The sequence below is a fragment of the Pseudomonas sp. lyk4-R2A-10 genome, from assembly GCF_030209075.1.
Taxonomy (GTDB): Bacteria; Pseudomonadota; Gammaproteobacteria; order Pseudomonadales; family Pseudomonadaceae; genus Aquipseudomonas; species Aquipseudomonas glycinae.
In genome coordinates, this window is record NZ_JARVSR010000002.1 from 680072 (window position 1) to 697188 (window position 17117).

The window sequence follows — 17117 nt, forward strand, 5'->3', positions numbered from 1 at the left end:
GCGTTCTGGAGTACATGACTATGCAACGCTATTCGGGCTTCGGCCTCTTCAAACACTCCCTCAGCCACCACGAAAACTGGCAGCGCATGTGGCGCACGCCGACCCCGAAAAAGGTCTACGACGTGGTCATCGTCGGCGGCGGCGGGCACGGTCTGGCGACGGCTTACTATCTGGCCAAAGAGCACGGCATCACCAACGTGGCCGTGGTCGAGAAGGGCTGGCTGGGCGGCGGTAACACCGCGCGCAACACCACCATCGTTCGCTCCAACTACCTGTGGGACGAGTCGGCGCACCTGTACGAACACGCGATGAAACTGTGGGAAGGCCTGTCGCAGGACCTGAACTACAACGTGATGTTCTCCCAGCGCGGCGTCTACAACCTGTGCCACACCCTGCAGGACATCCGTGATTCCGAGCGTCGGGTCAGCGCCAACCGCCTCAACGGCGTCGACGGCGAACTGCTCAACGCCAAGCAGGTCGCGGACGAAATTCCGTACCTCGACTGCTCGAAAAACACCCGCTACCCGGTGATGGGCGCGACCGTTCAGCGTCGCGGCGGCGTGGCCCGTCACGATGCCGTGGCCTGGGGCTTTGCCCGTGCCGCAGACGCCCTCGGTGTGGACCTGATCCAGCAGACCGAAGTGATCGGTTTCCGCAAGGAAAACGGTGTGTGCATCGGCGTTGAAACCAACAAGGGCTTCATCGGCGCCAAGCGCGTCGGCGTGGTCACCGCCGGTAACTCCGGGCACATGGCCAAGCTCGCCGGTTTCCGTCTGCCGATCGAATCCCACCCGCTGCAAGCGCTGGTGTCCGAGCCGATCAAACCGATCATCGACAGCGTGATCATGTCCAACGCCGTGCACGGTTACATCAGCCAGTCCGACAAGGGCGACCTGGTGATCGGCGCCGGTATCGACGGCTACAACGGCTACGGCCAGCGCGGTTCGTACCCGGTGATCGAGCACACCATCCAGGCCATCGTCGAGATGTTCCCGGTGCTGTCGCGAGTGCGCATGAACCGTCAGTGGGGCGGCATCGTCGACACCACGCCGGACGCCTGCCCGATCATTTCGAAAACCCCGGTACCGAACATGTTCTTCAACTGCGGTTGGGGCACCGGCGGCTTCAAGGCCACACCTGGCTCGGGCAACGTGTTTGCCGCAAGCCTGGCCAAGGGTGAAATGCACCCGCTGGCCGCACCTTTCTCCATCGACCGTTTCCACAACGGTGCGTTGATCGACGAACACGGCGCTGCGGCTGTCGCCCACTAACAGGAGAAATCCCCATGTTGCATATCTTCTGTCCTCACTGCGGCGAACTGCGCTCCGAAGAGGAATTCCACGCATCCGGTCAGGCGCACATTCCGCGTCCGCTGGATCCGAACAGCTGCACCGACGAGGAGTGGGGCGACTACATGTTCTTCCGCGACAACCCTCGCGGTCTGCACCACGAGTTGTGGGATCACGTCGCCGGTTGCCGCCAGTACTTCAACGTCACCCGCGACACCGTGACCTACGAGATTCTCGAAACCTACAAGATCGGCACCAAGCCGCAATTCACCGACAAGGCTGACACTGCGAAAACAGCCACGACGGCGCTGGGAGAGAAGGTATGAGCCAGACCAATCGCCTGTCCAACGGTGGACGGATCGACCGCAACAAAGTGCTGAGCTTCACCTTCAATGGCCAGACCTACAAAGGGTTTGAAGGCGACTCGCTGGCCGCCGCCCTGCTGGCCAACGGCGTCGACATCATTGGCCGCAGCTTCAAGTATTCGCGTCCGCGCGGCATCTTCGCCGCCGGTGCCGAAGAGCCGAACGCTGTCCTGCAAATCGGCGCGACCGAAGCCACCCAGATTCCTAACGTGCGCGCCACGCAACAGGCGTTGTACCAGGGCCTGGTCGCCACCAGCACCAACGGCTGGCCGAGCGTCAACAACGACATGATGGGGATTCTCGGCAAGGTCGGCGGCAAGCTGATGCCGCCGGGTTTCTACTACAAAACCTTCATGTACCCGCAATCGTTCTGGATGACTTACGAGAAGTACATTCGCAAGGCCGCAGGTCTTGGTCGTTCGCCGACCGAAGTCGATCCGGACACTTACGACTACATGAACCAGCACTGCGACGTGCTGATCGTCGGCGCCGGCCCGGCCGGTCTGGCCGCTGCCCTGGCCGCTGCGCGCAGCGGTGCCCGGGTGATCATCGCCGACGAGCAGGAAGAGTTCGGCGGCAGCCTGCTCGATTCCCGCGAAAGCCTCGACGGCAAGCCTGCGATGGAGTGGGTCGCCAGCGTCATCGCTGAGCTGAAGAACACCCCGGACGTGCTGCTGTTGCCGCGCGCCACGGTCAACGGCTACCACGACCATAACTTCCTGACCATTCACGAACGCCTCACCGATCACCTCGGTGACCGCGCGCCGATCGGCCAGGTGCGTCAGCGCATCCACCGCGTCCGCGCCAAGCGCGTGGTGCTGGCGACCGGTGCTCACGAGCGTCCGCTGGTCTACGGCAACAACGACGTGCCGGGCAACATGCTGGCTGGTGCGGTGTCGACTTACGTGCGCCGTTACGGCGTGGCACCGGGCAAGAAACTGGTGCTGTCGACCAACAACGATCACGCCTACCGCGTGGCGCTGGACTGGCTCGACGCCAGCCTGCAAGTCGTCGCCATCGCCGACGCCCGCAGCAATCCGCGTGGCGCACTGGTTGAAGAAGCGCGCGCCAAAGGCATTCGCATCCTCACCGGCAGCGCCGTGATCGAGGCCCGTGGCAGCAAGCACGTGACCGCTGCCCGCGTGGCGGCGATCGATGTCAAAGGCCACAAGGTCACCAGCCCGGGCGAATGGCTCGACTGCGACCTGATCGCCAGCTCCGGCGGTTACAGTCCGGTGGTTCACCTGGCGTCGCACCTCGGCGGCAAGCCGATCTGGCGCGAAGACATCCTCGGCTTCGTACCGGGCGAAGCACCGCAGAAACGTGTGTGCGTCGGTGGCATCAATGGTGTCTACGGCCTCGGCGACTCCCTGGCCGACGGTTTTGAAGGCGGCGTGCGCGCTGCGTCCGAAGCCGGTTTCCAGACCGTTGAAGCCGTGTTGCCGAAAGCCCTGAGCCGTCTGGAAGAGCCGACGTTGGCGCTGTTCCAGGTTCCGCACGAGAAGGGCACTTCGCGGGCGCCGAAGCAATTCGTCGACCTGCAGAACGACGTGACCGCCGCCGCCATCGAACTGGCGACCCGCGAAGGTTTCGAGTCGGTCGAGCACGTCAAACGCTACACCGCGCTGGGCTTCGGCACCGATCAGGGCAAGCTCGGCAACGTCAACGGTCTGGCGATTGCCGCCCGTTCGCTGAACGTGACCATCCCGCAGATGGGCACCACGATGTTCCGTCCGAACTACACGCCGGTGACGTTTGGCGCGGTAGCCGGCCGTCACTGCGGGCACATCTTCGAACCGGTGCGTTACACCGCACTGCATCAATGGCACCTGAAAAACGGCGCCGAGTTCGAAGACGTCGGTCAGTGGAAGCGTCCGTGGTACTTCCCGAAAAACGGCGAAGACATGCATGCCGCCGTCAAACGCGAATGCAAGGCCGTGCGCGACAGCGTCGGTCTGCTGGACGCTTCGACCCTGGGCAAGATCGACATCCAGGGCCCGGACGCCCGCGAGTTCCTCAACCGCGTGTACACCAACGCCTGGACCAAGCTCGACGTGGGCAAGGCCCGTTACGGCCTGATGTGCAAGGAAGACGGCATGGTCTTCGACGACGGTGTGACGGCGTGTCTGGCCGACAACCATTTCGTCATGACCACCACCACCGGCGGTGCGGCTCGCGTACTGCAGTGGCTGGAGCTGTACCACCAGACCGAATGGCCGGACCTGAAGGTGTACTTCACCTCTGTCACCGACCACTGGGCGACCATGACCCTGTCCGGCCCGAACAGCCGCAAGCTGCTCAGCGCCGTGACCGACATCGACCTGGCCAATGAAGCGTTTCCGTTCATGACCTGGAAAGAAGGTTTGGTCGGCGGTGTGCCGGCGCGGGTGTTCCGTATCTCGTTCACCGGTGAGCTGTCGTACGAAGTCAACGTCCAGGCCGATTACGCGATGGGTGTTTTGGAGAAGATTGTCGAGGCGGGCAAGCAGTACAACCTGACGCCTTACGGCACCGAAACCATGCACGTTCTGCGGGCCGAGAAGGGCTTCATCATCGTCGGCCAGGACACCGACGGCTCGATGACCCCGGACGACCTGAACATGGGCTGGTGCGTTGGCCGCACCAAACCGTTCTCGTGGATCGGCCAGCGCGGCATGAACCGTGAAGACTGCGTGCGTGACCAGCGTAAACAGCTTGTCGGCCTGAAACCGATCGATCCGAACGTCTGGCTGCCGGAAGGTGCACAGCTGGTGTTCAACACCAAGCAGTCGATCCCGATGACCATGGTCGGCCACGTGACCTCCAGCTATGCGCACAACTCCCTCGGCTATTCGTTTGCCATGGGCGTGGTGAAGGGCGGTCTCAAGCGCATGGGCGAGCGGGTGTTCGCACCGCTGGCGGATGGCAGCGTGATCGAGGCGGAAATCGTTTCTTCGGTGTTCTTCGATCCGAAAGGCGATCGCCAGAACATCTAATTGATCGCTCCCGCGCCTGGCGCGGGAGCGACACCGAATTCAGGAAGGGTGCTTTATGACCGCAGCCAACGTTTACCAACAACGCCCGACCACCGGGGCCAAGGCCGAGTCGTCGCTGCATCATGCCGACCTCGCCAGCCTGGTCGGCAAGGGCCGCAAGAACGCCGGCGTGACCGTGCGCGAGAAGAAACTCCTCGGTCATCTGACCATCCGTGGTGATGGCCACGATGCCGCGTTCGCTGCCGGTGTGCACAAGGCGCTGGGCATTGAATTGCCGGGTGCCCTGAGCGTGATCGTCAAAGGTGAAACCAGCCTGCAATGGATGGGCCCGGACGAGTGGCTGCTGATCGTGCCGAGCGGTGAAGAGTTCGCTGCCGAGCAGAAACTGCGCGAAGCGCTGGGCGATCTGCACATCGCAATCGTCAACGTCAGCGGCGGCCAGCAGTTGCTCGAACTGAGCGGCCCGAACGTGCGTCAGGTGCTGATGAAATCCACCAGCTACGACGTGCACCCGAACAACTTCCCGGTCGGCAAGGCGGTCGGCACGGTGTTCGCCAAGTCGCAGTTGATGATCCGCCACACCGCCGAAGACACCTGGGAGCTGCTGATTCGCCGCAGCTTCTCGGATTACTGGTGGTTGTGGTTGCAGGATGCGTCCGCCGAATACGGCCTTAGCGTTCAGGCCTGATCAGGAGAAAACGATGAGCCGCGCCCCGGATACATGGATTCTGACCGCCGACTGCCCCAGCGTTCTCGGCACCGTGGACGCGGTGACGCGTTTTCTGTTCGAGCAAGGTTGCTACGTGACCGAGCATCACTCGTTCGATGACCGGCTCTCGGGCCGGTTCTTCATTCGGGTGGAGTTCCGTCAGCCCGACGGTTTTGACGAGCAATCCTTCCGCGCCGGCCTCGCCGAACGCGGTCAGGCGTTCGGCATGATCTTCGAGCTGACTGCGCCGAACTACCGGCCAAAAGTGGTGATCATGGTGTCCAAGGCCGATCACTGCCTCAACGACTTGCTCTATCGCCAGCGCATCGGCCAGTTGTCGATGGACGTGGCGGCGGTGGTGTCCAACCATCCGAACCTCAAGCCGCTGGCCGACTGGCACCAGATTCCCTACTACCATTTCCCCCTCGACCCCAACGACAAACCGGCCCAGGAGCGGCAGGTGTGGCAGGTGATCGAAGAGGCCGGCGCTGAACTGGTGATCCTCGCCCGCTACATGCAGGTGCTGTCGCCGGAGCTGTGCCGCAAGCTCGATGGCAAGGCGATCAACATTCACCACTCGCTGCTGCCGGGCTTCAAGGGCGCAAAGCCGTATCACCAGGCCTACAACAAGGGCGTGAAACTGGTCGGCGCCACCGCGCACTACATCAACAACGACCTGGACGAGGGGCCGATCATCGCCCAGGGCGTCGAGGCGGTGGATCACAGTCATTACCCCGAAGACCTGATTGCCAAGGGCCGCGACATCGAAGGTCTGACCCTGGCCCGGGCCGTGGGGTATCACATTGAGCGGAGGGTGTTTTTGAACGCCAATCGCACCGTCGTTCTTTGAGTCACAAGCAACGCAAAACCAACAAGCAATAACCCGAGCACTTAACGCGCTACCTGCCTGGGCGGCGCGGTTCCATAAAAACAACAGCGAGGTGAAAGCATGTCTGGCAATCGTGGTGTGGTGTATCTCGGCGCTGGCAAGGTCGAAGTACAGAAAATCGACTATCCGAAAATGCAGGATCCGCGCGGCAGGAAGATCGAGCACGGTGTCATCCTGCGTGTGGTTTCAACCAACATTTGCGGCTCCGACCAGCACATGGTGCGCGGCCGCACCACCGCTCAGGTCGGTCTGGTGCTGGGACACGAGATCACCGGTGAAGTGATCGAGAAGGGCAGCGACGTCGAAAGCCTGAAAATCGGCGACCTGGTCTCCGTTCCGTTCAACGTGGCTTGCGGGCGCTGCCGTTCCTGCAAGGAGCAACACACCGGCGTCTGCCTGACCGTCAACCCGGCCCGTGCCGGTGGTGCCTACGGTTACGTCGACATGGGCGACTGGACCGGCGGCCAGGCCGAATACGTGCTGGTGCCGTACGCCGACTTCAACCTGCTGAAACTGCCGGACCGCGACAAGGCCATGGAGAAAATCCGTGACCTGACCTGCCTCTCCGACATTCTGCCGACCGGTTACCACGGCGCCGTTACCGCTGGCGTTGGTCCGGGCAGCACCGTTTACATTGCCGGCGCTGGCCCGGTCGGTCTGGCCGCTGCCGCCTCCGCCCGTTTGCTCGGCGCCGCGGTGGTGATCGTCGGCGACGTCAACACCATCCGCCTGGCCCACGCCAAGGCTCAGGGTTTCGAAATCGTCGACCTGTCGAAAGACACCCCGCTGCACGAACAGATCGCCGCGCTGCTGGGCGAGCCTGAAGTGGATTGCGCGGTGGACTGCGTGGGCTTCGAAGCCCGTGGTCATGGTCACGACGGCGTCAAATCCGAAGCCCCGGCCACCGTGCTCAACTCGCTGATGGGCGTGGTGCGCGTAGCCGGCAAGATCGGTATTCCGGGCCTGTACGTGACCGAAGATCCGGGTGCTGTCGATGCCGCCGCGAAAATGGGCAGCCTGAGCATTCGCTTCGGCCTGGGCTGGGCCAAATCCCACAGCTTCCACACCGGCCAGACTCCGGTGATGAAGTACAACCGTCAGCTGATGCAGGCGATCATGTGGGACCGCATCAACATTGCCGAAGTGGTGGGCGTGCAAGTCATCAGCCTCGATCAGGCGCCGGAAGGTTACGGCGAGTTCGATGCCGGCGTGCCGAAGAAGTTTGTGATTGATCCGCATAAGTTGTTCAGCGCGGCGTAAGTTTCAGCCATAAAAAAGAGCAACCGCGTAGGTTGCTCTTTTTTTAAACATCTAACTTACAATTTCACCGAGCATTTGCTGGCATCACCATCGGTGACTGCACACTCTAAGTTTTTATCCCAACCCGATCCAGTAGGCGTAATTGGAGTGCTTGACTCTAAAACAGTCGTGACGCCCAGACTGCCTTTACCATCATTTTGGCAAATGAACTTGTTTCCGTTTTTAATGCGTGCAGCTGTAAATACCGGATCTTCCGCGCCACCGGAATCGGTCACCGAGACCTTTGGGCATTCCAGTGCATGAGCAGTGCTCAGCATTGCCAGGCAAGCAAGTGCACCTGCGAGAACTTTCAGTTTCATTGTTCGTACTCCGTTACGTAATTGGAGTTCATATATTCCATTTCCCCTTCCAAATTTCCAACTGTCATAAATGACAGGTTTTTAGTTCTATTTGTAATGGTTGCTGCAGAACTTAGAAGTAAGTGGACTCAGGACGAAATGTTTTCCTGTGGTTGATGCAAGAAAACACAGCTTCTGTCTGGGGGAACATGCTGCCGCCTACCCGGTCAAACCGGCAGTTTGATCGCCTGTATCCGGGCGGTCTTTACGCCACAAGAGGATGTCTGAATGAAGATTTCACGCGGTTTTGCCCTGGCATCGCTCCTGACCCTGGCGGCAGGGCCGGTGTTTGCCGGTTTCAGTTTGAATGACGTGGCCGGTGCGGTATCGGGCATGCAGGGCGGGGACAAGGCCGCCGCCGCGGCGCCGACGTCGGAAACCGCCGGTCTGTTGAGTGCCTTGAGCGCGCTGAACGTCACGCCGCAGCAAGCGGTCGGCGGCACCAGTGCGATGTTGGGACTGGCGAAGAACCAGCTGAGCAACACGGACTATTCCGAGCTGGCCAAGGAAGTGCCGGGCATCGACAAGCTCTCGGGCGGCGCTGGCAATCTGGCGGCGCTGAGCGGTTTGCTCGGCTCGTCGGGCAAGTCTGCCGGGCTGGAAAATGCGCTGGGCAACGTCAAGGACACCAATGACCTGAACAACGCCTTCGGTGCGCTGGGCATGGACAGCGGGATGGTCGGCCAGTTTGCCCCGATCCTCCTGCAATACCTCGGTCAGCAGGGTGTCGGCGGTTCGTTGCTGCAAAGCCTGGGCAGCATCTGGGGCACCGGCACCAACGGTTGACTCAGCGGCGCTCGCCCTTGAGTTCGGCGATGCGCTGATCCTTGAGGGTCCAGAGCTGGTTGACCCAGTTCTGGACCTTTTCGCGAAACACCGGATCGTTTTCGTAATCACCCTGCCACAGGGCCGGATCCAGCTCGCGGGTCTGGATGTCGATGATCACGCGCGGCACGTTGCCGCTGATCAGGTCCCAGAACCCCGGAATCTTCTGCTGTGGATAAACCACGGTCACATCGAGAATCGCGTCCAGCTGTTCGCCCATCGCCGCCAGCACGAACGCCACGCCGCCCGCCTTGGGCTTGAGCAGGTGACTGAACGGAGACTGCTGCTGAGTGCTTTTGGCGGCGGTGTAACGGGTGCCTTCCAGATAATTCACCACCGTCACCGGCTGGCGCTTGAACAGCTCGCAGGCGGCTTTGGTAATTTCCAGATCCTTGCCGGCCAGCTCGGGGTTCTTCGCCAGGAACGCCTTGGTGTAGCGCTTCATGAACGGGTAATCCAGCGCCCACCAGGCCAGGCCCAGGAACGGCACCCAGATCAGCTCTTTCTTGAGGAAGAACTTGAAGAACGGCGTGCGCCGGTTGAGGGTCTGGATCAGCGCCGGGATATCGACCCAGGACTGATGATTGCTGATCACCAGGTAGGAAGTGTCGCTGCGCAGGTTTTCGCCGCCGCGAATGTCCCATTGCGTGGGGATGCACAGGCGGAAGATCAGCTTGTCGATTTCCGCCCAGGTTTCGGCGATCCACATCACCGCCCACGAGGCGTAGTCGCGAAAGCGCCCCGGCAGGATCAGCTTGAGCAGGGCGAATACCATCAGCGGGCCGAACAGCACGAGGGTGTTGGACAACAGCAGCAGGGTGACGAAACAGCCGGTGAGCAGGCGGCGCATAAGCAACTCTTGGAAAACGGATGGGCGCGCCATGATAAGTGGCTTCGGCCGACAGGCCAAATCCGCCGGTGACGAATGTTTCACCTGTGGCGCGATAACCTGCCGGGAACGTTCATGCGAACAACGGTCTAAAATCTCGCGTCTGACGCCCCCATTTCCCAAGGAAGCCCCTTACGTGAAATCCCTCCTTGCACTGCTTTCCCTCGTCGCCCTGCCGGTCCTGGCAGCCGAGCCGACCCTTTACGGACGCTATGAATACATCGCACTGCCGGAAATCGGCGGCGAAGTGCTCAAGGCCAAGATGGACACTGGTGCGCTGACCGCCTCGCTGTCGGCCAAGGACATCGAGACGTTCAAACGCGACGGCGAAGACTGGGTGCGTTTCCGTCTGGCCACCAAGGACGCCAGCAACAAGGTGTACGAGCACAAGATTGCGCGGATCAGCAAAATCAAGAGTCGCTCGGATGAAGAAGACGAGGGCGAAAGCACCGAAGTGGCCAAGCGCCCGGTAGTCGATCTGGAGCTGTGCCTGGGCGACGTCAAGCGTACCGTGGAGGTCAACCTGACCGACCGCAGCAACTTCAACTACCCGTTGCTGATCGGTGCCAAGGCCCTGCGCGAGTTCGGCGCGGCGGTGAACCCGGCGCGGCGCTTCACGGCGGACAAGCCGGACTGCTAAACCAAGTGGTCTCATTGACGTAACGCCGGGCTTGGGGCACCGTTCGCGCACTTAACCCACAGGCTCGGACGCCATGCCTCATATCCTGATTGTCGAAGACGAAGCGGCGATTGCCGACACGCTGATTTTTGCCTTGCAGGGCGAGGGCTTCACCACGACCTGGCTGAGCCTGGGCGCGGCGGCGCTGGAGCATCAGCGTCAGACTCCGGCCGATCTGATCATCCTCGACATCGGCCTGCCGGACATCAGCGGCTTCGAGACCTGTAAACAGCTTCGTCGCTTCAGTGAAGTACCGGTGCTGTTCCTCAGCGCGCGCAATGCCGAAATCGACCGGGTGGTGGGCCTGGAAATCGGAGCCGACGATTACGTCGTCAAACCGTTTTCACCGCGAGAGGTGGCGGCCCGGGTCCGGGCGATTCTCAAGCGCATGGCGCCACGCCCGGTCATCGAAGCATCCTCGGCGCTGTTTCGCATCGATCCCGAACGCGTGCAGATCAGCTATCGCGGCCAGCCCCTGAGCCTGACCCGCCATGAATTCCGATTGTTGCAATGCCTGCTCGAGCAACCCGAGCGGGTATTCAGCCGCGAGCAATTGCTCGATGCGTTGGGCGTGGCGGCGGATGCCGGATACGAGCGCAGCATCGACAGCCATATCAAAAGCGTGCGCGCCAAATTGCGTCTCGTACGCGCCGAGGCCGAGCCGATCCAGACCCATCGCGGCCTCGGCTACAGCTACAGTCCGGGGAATAGCTGATGACGCTGGGGCTGCGAATTTTCCTGGTGTACGTGCTGTTCATCGGCCTGACCGGGTATTTCGTGCTCAACACGGTGATGGAAGAAATCCGCCCGGGCGTGCGCCAGTCCACCGAAGAAACCCTGGTCGACACCGCCAACCTGATGGCAGAAATCTTGCGGGACGATTTCAAGGCCGGCACCCTCAACCAGAATCGCTGGCCGCAGCTGCTTCGCGCCTATGGCGAACGCCAGCCGAAGGCGACGATCTGGGGCCTGGCAAAAAACCAGGTCAACCACCGGATCTACGTTACCGACGCCAAGGGCATCGTAGTGCTGGACTCCAGCGGTGTTTCGGTCGGTCAGGACTACTCGCGCTGGAACGACGTCTACCTGACCCTGCGCGGTGAATACGGCGCACGCTCCAGCCGCAGTGACCCGAATGATCCGAATTCTTCAGTGATGCACGTCGGCGCGCCGATCCGCGACAACGGCGCGATCATCGGCGTGGTCACGGTCGCCAAACCCAACAGTTCACTGCAACCCTATGTCGATCGCACCGAGCGCCGCTTGCTCGGTTACGGCGCCGGATTGATCGTCCTCGGCCTGCTGCTCGGCGCCGTGCTGTCGTGGTGGCTGAGCCGCGCGCTGCACCGCTTGACCGTGTACGCCCAGGCCGTGAGCGAGGGTCGTCGGGTGGCGGTGCCGCACTATCGCGGCGGCGAGCTGGAGCAGTTGGCGACCGCCGTCGAGCAGATGCGCACCCAGCTCGAAGGCAAGGCCTACGTCGAGCGCTATGTGCACACGTTGACTCACGAATTGAAGAGCCCGCTGGCCGCCATTCGCGGTGCCGCCGAGTTGCTGCAGGACGAGATGTCGGCGGATCAGCGATTGCGCTTTGTCGGCAACATCGACAGTGAAAGTGCTCGGATGCAGCAGTTGATCGAGCGCCTGCTCGATCTGGCTCAGGTGGAGCAGCGTCAGGGTCTTGAAGAGCGCGTCGCCGTGCCGCTCGTGGCGCTGGTCGATGAAGTCTTGCAGGCACAGACCGCACGGATTGCAGGGCGGCAATTGAGAATCGAACGGGCCATCCCCGCCGATCTGGCGTTGCTCGGCGAGCCGTTTCTGCTGCGCCAGGCCTTGGGCAATCTGCTGGAAAACGCGCTGGACTTCACGCCGCCCAAGGGCTTGTTGCGATTCGATGCCGAGCGGGTTGGCGAGGAGATTGTGTTTCGCCTGTTCAACGAGGCCGCGGCCATTCCCGATTACGCGCTGACGCGTCTGACCGAGCGCTTTTACTCATTGCCGCGTCCTGACAGCGGGCGCAAAAGCACAGGGCTTGGGCTGAATTTCGTTGAGGAAGTGGTCAAGTTGCACGGTGGTTCTCTGCGCATCGAGAACCTCGCAGGCGGCGTGCAGGTGCAGGTGCAACTGCCGTGACCCGCCCGGCAAACCGTCGCCCGCTCAGGACGGCGTTGCGGCCTCGTTGAGTCGAGCCTTGTTTCGGCGATGCGCCCATTGCAGCGCCGGTCGCTCGACCCAGTGCCAGGAGGCGATGGCCAGCACGATCACGATCAGCGCCGACAGCATCATGGACGGTACGAACGTCAGCGATGTCTTGTTGATCACCAACTGCTGGACGGGAAACGCATACAGGTAGATGCCGTAGGACAGGTCGAATCGACCGCGGATGGTGCGATCGACGTAGAGCAGGCCGACACCCAGGGTGGCCAGGCAGACGCACAGAGTGACGATCACCCCGGCCATCGGTGTCCCGATCGCCAGTGAAGCAATCCCGATACAGACCACCAGCATGATTGCCAATCGGCGTTTGTAGCCCAGCAATGGCTTGTAGAAGGCCAGCAGCGATCCGGCAAAAAACGCGATGCCGGCACATCCATACACCGCCAGTTTCTGAGTCAGTGCGGTAGCCGGGCCGTTGCCCAGTACAAAGGTCGCCACACAGAACAACACAAGCAAAGCAGCCGCTGCCGTCGCCCGTCGGTGCAGACTCAGCACCACCGCCACCAGCAGATAGAAAGCGAATTCGATTTTCAGCGTCCAGAGGCTGCCGTTGAACGACTCGCTGAAGATAAACCCGTCAGTGACGGGCTCGATGTTCGCGCGGCCGAACAGCGAGATGCGCAGGAAATCGATCAGGGCGGCGGGGCTCGTCACATAGCCGTCGGCAAACACCGCACCGGCCACAAATGTCATGAGGAAGGCGCAAACGATCAGCGCCGGAAAGATCCGCGCGATACGTTTGCTCAGATAGTCAGTGATGCCCTTGGCGTTGAGGAAGCTGTGGGTGATCAGCAGGCCGGAAATCGAAAAGAAGGCAATGACCGCAATGCCACCCAGCGAGTTGTAGCCAGTGATGCCCGGTTCCTGCAATCCGCTCAGGGCAAAGTGATGGCTGACCAGTACCAATATCGCGGCAACGTGCCTGATCAGATCAAATGAGTTGTTGCGCAATCCGATAGTCCTTTATTCCAGTCTTGTCCGTCGGTGCCCGGAAGGGCGGGTGGTAGCTTTTGTGGAAAAGCGTTTTACAGGTATTTCCACGTAAAGCCCACACAACCTCCATAACAAATCCATACAGCGTTTGCAGACTCGCTCCATTCCAACAAGGGAGCGTTCCGATGAACCGAAATCTGACATTCAAACTCGGGGCCATTGCCCTGTTGATTCTGGTATTGCTGGTGCCGCTGTTGATGATCGACGGCATCATCGACGATCGCCAGCAACTGCGTGACGGTGTGCTCGAAGACATCGCCAGAAGCTCAAGCTACAGCCAGCAACTCAGCGGGCCGGTGATGGTTGTGCCGTATCGCAAAGTGGTGCGCACCTGGAAGACCAAAGAGAAGAGCGACGAGCGCTATCAGGAAATCGGAGAAGAGCGCGGACGCCTGTATTTCCTGCCGGAGCGTTTTGAACTCGATGGCCAGGTACAGACCGAACTGCGCGCCCGGGGCATTTACGAGGCGCGGCTGTTCCATGCCGATAACCGTATCAGTGGCCATTTCTCGCTGCCGGCGCAGTTGGGGATCAAGGAAGATTTTGCCGATTACACCTTCGATGCGCCGTTCCTGGCGGTCGGCATCAGCGACATTCGCGGGATCGAAAATGCCCTGAAGCTGGAGCTGGGCGCGCAACGCCTGGACTTCGTGCCCGGTACTCAAGTCGGTTGGCTGGGCGAGGGTGTGCGAGTGACGCTGCCGGCGCTGGACACCAGCAAGACCACGGAACTGGCCTTCGGCTTCGACCTGCGTCTGCAAGGCACCGGCTCGTTGCAGGTGCTGCCGGTGGGCAAGACCAGTCGCGTGAACCTCGCCGCCAACTGGCCGCACCCAAGCTTCATCGGTAACTTCCTGCCGGCCAGGCGCGAGATCAACGATCAGGGTTTTACCGCTGACTGGCAGACCTCGTTTTTCTCCACCAATTTGCAAGAAGCGATGAGCCGTTGTGTGTCGGGCAATGATTGCGAGGCGTTCAACGGGCGCAGTTTCGGCGTGAGCTTCATCGATCCGGTGGATCAGTACCTGAAGAGTGACCGGGCGATCAAATATGCGCTGCTGTTCATCGTCCTGACGTTCGCCGGTTTCTTCCTGTTCGAAGTGCTGAAAAGCCTGGCGGTGCACCCGGTGCAATACGCGCTGGTGGGTGTGGCGCTGGCGTTCTTCTATCTGTTGCTGCTGTCGTTGTCGGAGCACATCGGGTTTGCCCTGGCGTATCTGTTGTCGGCCAGCGGTTGTGTGGTGTTGATCGGGTTCTACGTCTGCCACGTGCTGCGCAGCGTGCGGCATGGCTTGAGTTTTTCGGCGGGGCTGGCGGCGTTGTATGGCTTGCTCTACGGCCTGCTGAGCGCCGAGGATTACGCGCTGCTGATGGGTTCGCTGCTGCTGTTCGGTCTGCTCGGTGTGTTCATGGTGCTGACCCGCAATCTGGACTGGTACGGGATCGGGCAGAAACCGGCCAAACCGCTGGAATTCGATATCGGAGCGGTGCAATGAGCCGGTTTGTGGGATTGCGTGAGGAGCAGCGGGAGGCCGAGGTGTTGATGACGCTGATCTTTGCCTCGTTGCCTCCCGCCCGGTGCGTCAAGCCTTCGGCATGGTCGCAATCATCGACGGCCGCTGGCTCACTTCAAAGAACCAGTTGGCCAGTTGCGGATTGGCGTCACGCCAGCCCAGATCCGGGAAGCGCAGGTCGAGATAACCCAGTGCACAGGCCACGCTGATCGCGGCGACATCGAAGTGGCAGGTCAGTTCGGCAATCGCGTCGCGCTCCAGCAAGGCGAGGGCGCGGCGGATCTTCTCGCGCTGGGCTTCGAGCCATTCGTCCCAGTGTTTTTCCGGGGCGCGCAGCACTTGCTCGTAACGCACCATGACCGAGGCGTCCATGATCCCGTCGGCCATCGAGGCCAGGGTCAGGCGCCGCCAGCGGGCCGAGCCGTCGCGGGGGATCAGCGGGTTGCCGACGTGCTGGTGGTCGAGATAATCAAGGATCACCCGGCTGTCATGGATGACATTGCCGTCGGCCAGGCGCAGGGCCGGGATCTTGCCCAGCGGGTTGTCTTCGTTGAGCGCGGCGTCCGGGCTGACAGGGCTGAGCACGCAGTCCTGCAGCGCGACGCGATCCTGCTGGCCGGTCTCGTGCAACAGCACCATGACTTTGCGCACGAACGGGGACAGGGTGTTGTGGAACAGGGTCATGCTGGGAGCGGACATTGGCAGGGTCTCGGTCAAGGGCAAGACGGGCAGCATAGCGCGTTGCCCGTCAGGCTCAAGCCGTTCAGCGGCGTTGCAGCAATCCACGCAGGGCAATGGCGGCCGGAACGCCCAGACCAATCCAGCTCAAGCCATCCCAGATCCCGTCGCCCAGCAGCGCCGCGAACAGGCCCGCCGCACTCAGCAGCGCGATCACCAGCGGCGTGCTGAAGACTTTCCAGAAATTCGACTGACGCGGTTTCATGCAGCGGCCTCTGCCGTTTCCAACACCGGTTTCGCGGCCTTGCGCCGCACCACCCACAGGTACACGCCACTGGCGAGGACGATGATGGTCAGCACGTCCAGCGTGGCCCAGAGGATTTTCATCGGCATGCCGCCGTAGTCACCGAAGTGCAGCGGCTGCGACATGCCCATGGCGTCCATGTACCACGGTCGCTCTGCCACCGCTGTCACTTGCAGGGTGCTGGCGTCGATCAGCACCGGGGTCAGCAGGTGCGAGGTCAGGTGGGTGCCGCCCTTCATGAACACCGAGTAATGGTGCTCGCTGGAGAAACGGGTGCCGGGGAAGGCGATGAAGTCCGGTTTCATGCCCGGTGCGACTTCGTTGGCGATATCCAGCAGTCGCGTGGCCGGGGCGAGGTGGATCAGCGGCGGGACATCGCGGTAGGGCGCGATCATGGCGTTGAGCGAATCGTTGCGCCATGCAGCGATGATCAGATCGGCGCAGGCGCTGATCACCCCGGTCACGCCGACCACCAGCGCCCAGGTCAAGGTGACCACGCCGATCAGGTTATGCAGGTCGAGCCAGCGCAGGCGGGTGGACTTGTCCTGGCGCACGGTGCCGAACTTCAAGCGGCGCATGAACGGCAGGTACAACACCGTGCCGGACACGATCGCGACCACGAACAGCAAACCCATGAAAGCCAGCAGCAGCTTGCCCGGCAGCCCGGCGAACATGTCGACGTGCAGGCGCAGGATGAACAGCATCAGCCCACCGTTGGCCGACGGCATTTCCAGGGCTTCGCCGGTACGCGCGTCGAGCATGAAGGTGTGCGAGGAATTGGGCTCGGTGCCGGCGGTCCTGGCCATGATCGTCAGCACGGCATTCGGCTCGTCGTCTTCGAAGCCGAAATACTGCACGACCTCGCCGGGCCGATGCTTTTCCGCCGCTTCGACCAGTTGCGCCAGGTTCAGATGCGGCGTGTCCGCCGGCATCACCCGCAACTCGGGCGCATCGCCCAGCAGGTGGTCGATCTCGTGATGGAAAATCAGCGGCAGGCCGGTCAGGGCCAGCAGCAGCAAAAACACGGTGCAGATCAGGCTGGTCCAGGTGTGGACCAAGGACCAGCGGCGAATTGTTTTACTTTTCATTTCATGACCTTCAAAAACACCCAAGCCGTCCACGAGGGACGGCCT

17 protein-coding genes are annotated in these 17117 nt (G+C 61.7%); 11 read left to right on the forward strand and 6 right to left on the reverse strand.

All coding sequences use genetic code 11. The features are described 5' to 3' along the window. The first annotated feature begins 20 nt into the window (after positions 1-20). From QRN46_RS05445 to fdhA, 6 genes are all read left to right on the forward strand, one after another. A complete protein-coding gene (locus tag QRN46_RS05445) occupies positions 21-1271 on the forward strand; it encodes a sarcosine oxidase subunit beta (RefSeq protein WP_003206307.1) in 1251 nt (416 codons plus the stop codon). Positions 1272-1285: 14 nt separating this feature from the next. Next, positions 1286-1615, forward strand: a complete 330-nt coding sequence (locus tag QRN46_RS05450; protein WP_011336273.1) for a sarcosine oxidase subunit delta — start codon at positions 1286-1288, stop codon at positions 1613-1615. Continuing rightward, entirely contained in the window at positions 1612-4629 is a 3018-nt protein-coding gene (locus tag QRN46_RS05455; RefSeq protein ID WP_085654007.1) for a sarcosine oxidase subunit alpha, read from the forward strand. The genes QRN46_RS05450 and QRN46_RS05455 overlap by 4 nt, the downstream gene beginning before the upstream one ends. 55 nt (positions 4630-4684) lie before the next feature. Further along, on the forward strand, positions 4685-5317 hold the full coding sequence (locus QRN46_RS05460) for a sarcosine oxidase subunit gamma (RefSeq protein ID WP_064380256.1): 633 nt from the start codon (positions 4685-4687) through the stop codon (positions 5315-5317). 13 nt (positions 5318-5330) lie between these two features. Beyond that, the gene (purU, locus tag QRN46_RS05465) at positions 5331-6188 is read left to right on the forward strand and encodes a formyltetrahydrofolate deformylase (protein WP_285354372.1); all 858 of its coding nucleotides are present in this window, start codon (positions 5331-5333) and stop codon (positions 6186-6188) included. A 99-nt stretch (positions 6189-6287) separates the two neighbouring features. Beyond that, positions 6288-7487, forward strand: a complete 1200-nt coding sequence (gene fdhA / locus QRN46_RS05470; protein ID WP_011336270.1) for a formaldehyde dehydrogenase, glutathione-independent — start codon at positions 6288-6290, stop codon at positions 7485-7487. 56 nt (positions 7488-7543) lie between these two features. On the opposite strand, the gene QRN46_RS05475 is transcribed toward fdhA, so the two are convergent. Next, entirely contained in the window at positions 7544-7846 is a 303-nt protein-coding gene (locus QRN46_RS05475) for a hypothetical protein (RefSeq protein ID WP_285354373.1), read from the reverse strand. A gap of 267 nt (positions 7847-8113) precedes the next feature. Between QRN46_RS05475 and QRN46_RS05480 the strand changes: the two genes are divergently transcribed. Continuing rightward, on the forward strand, positions 8114-8671 hold the full coding sequence (locus QRN46_RS05480) for a DUF2780 domain-containing protein (protein WP_011336267.1): 558 nt from the start codon (positions 8114-8116) through the stop codon (positions 8669-8671). Between the two features lies 1 nt (position 8672). Here the strand turns inward: QRN46_RS05480 and yihG are convergent, their stop codons facing one another. Further along, positions 8673-9560, reverse strand: a complete 888-nt coding sequence (yihG, locus tag QRN46_RS05485) for a 1-acylglycerol-3-phosphate O-acyltransferase, YihG family (RefSeq protein ID WP_041475446.1) — start codon at positions 9558-9560, stop codon at positions 8673-8675. A 175-nt stretch (positions 9561-9735) separates the two neighbouring features. On the opposite strand from yihG, the gene rloA2 reads away from it, so the two are divergent. The 3 genes from rloA2 (at position 9736) to creC (ending at position 12411) form a co-directional block, all read left to right on the forward strand. Next, positions 9736-10239, forward strand: coding sequence for a retropepsin-like aspartic peptidase RloA2 (gene rloA2 / locus QRN46_RS05490; protein WP_011336265.1), 504 nt, complete (start codon positions 9736-9738; stop codon positions 10237-10239). Between the two features lie 73 nt (positions 10240-10312). Continuing rightward, complete coding sequence (gene creB / locus QRN46_RS05495; protein WP_011336264.1) at positions 10313-10993, forward strand: two-component system response regulator CreB; 681 nt, start codon at positions 10313-10315, stop codon at positions 10991-10993. Next, a complete protein-coding gene (gene creC, locus QRN46_RS05500) occupies positions 10993-12411 on the forward strand; it encodes a two-component system sensor histidine kinase CreC (protein WP_285354374.1) in 1419 nt (472 codons plus the stop codon). The genes creB and creC overlap by 1 nt, the downstream gene beginning before the upstream one ends. 24 nt (positions 12412-12435) lie before the next feature. Here creC and QRN46_RS05505 read toward each other — a convergent pair whose 3' ends face one another. Further along, entirely contained in the window at positions 12436-13446 is a 1011-nt protein-coding gene (locus QRN46_RS05505; RefSeq protein WP_285354375.1) for an acyltransferase family protein, read from the reverse strand. Positions 13447-13613: 167 nt separating this feature from the next. Between QRN46_RS05505 and creD the strand changes: the two genes are divergently transcribed. After that, positions 13614-14984 carry a cell envelope integrity protein CreD gene (creD, locus tag QRN46_RS05510; protein ID WP_285354376.1) on the forward strand — a complete coding sequence of 457 codons (1371 nt, stop codon included), beginning with the start codon at positions 13614-13616 and terminating at the stop codon, positions 14982-14984. Between the two features lie 87 nt (positions 14985-15071). Here creD and QRN46_RS05515 read toward each other — a convergent pair whose 3' ends face one another. From QRN46_RS05515 to QRN46_RS05525, 3 genes are all read right to left on the reverse strand, one after another. After that, positions 15072-15701, reverse strand: a complete 630-nt coding sequence (locus tag QRN46_RS05515) for a glutathione S-transferase (protein WP_041475616.1) — start codon at positions 15699-15701, stop codon at positions 15072-15074. Positions 15702-15765: 64 nt separating this feature from the next. After that, positions 15766-15945: a hypothetical protein gene (locus QRN46_RS05520; RefSeq protein WP_085697754.1), complete on the reverse strand. Its 180-nt coding sequence runs from the start codon at positions 15943-15945 to the stop codon at positions 15766-15768. Next, positions 15942-17072, reverse strand: coding sequence for a PepSY-associated TM helix domain-containing protein (locus QRN46_RS05525; protein ID WP_285354377.1), 1131 nt, complete (start codon positions 17070-17072; stop codon positions 15942-15944). Before QRN46_RS05525 ends, QRN46_RS05520 begins: the two co-directional genes overlap by 4 nt. Positions 17073-17117: the final 45 nt, after the last annotated feature.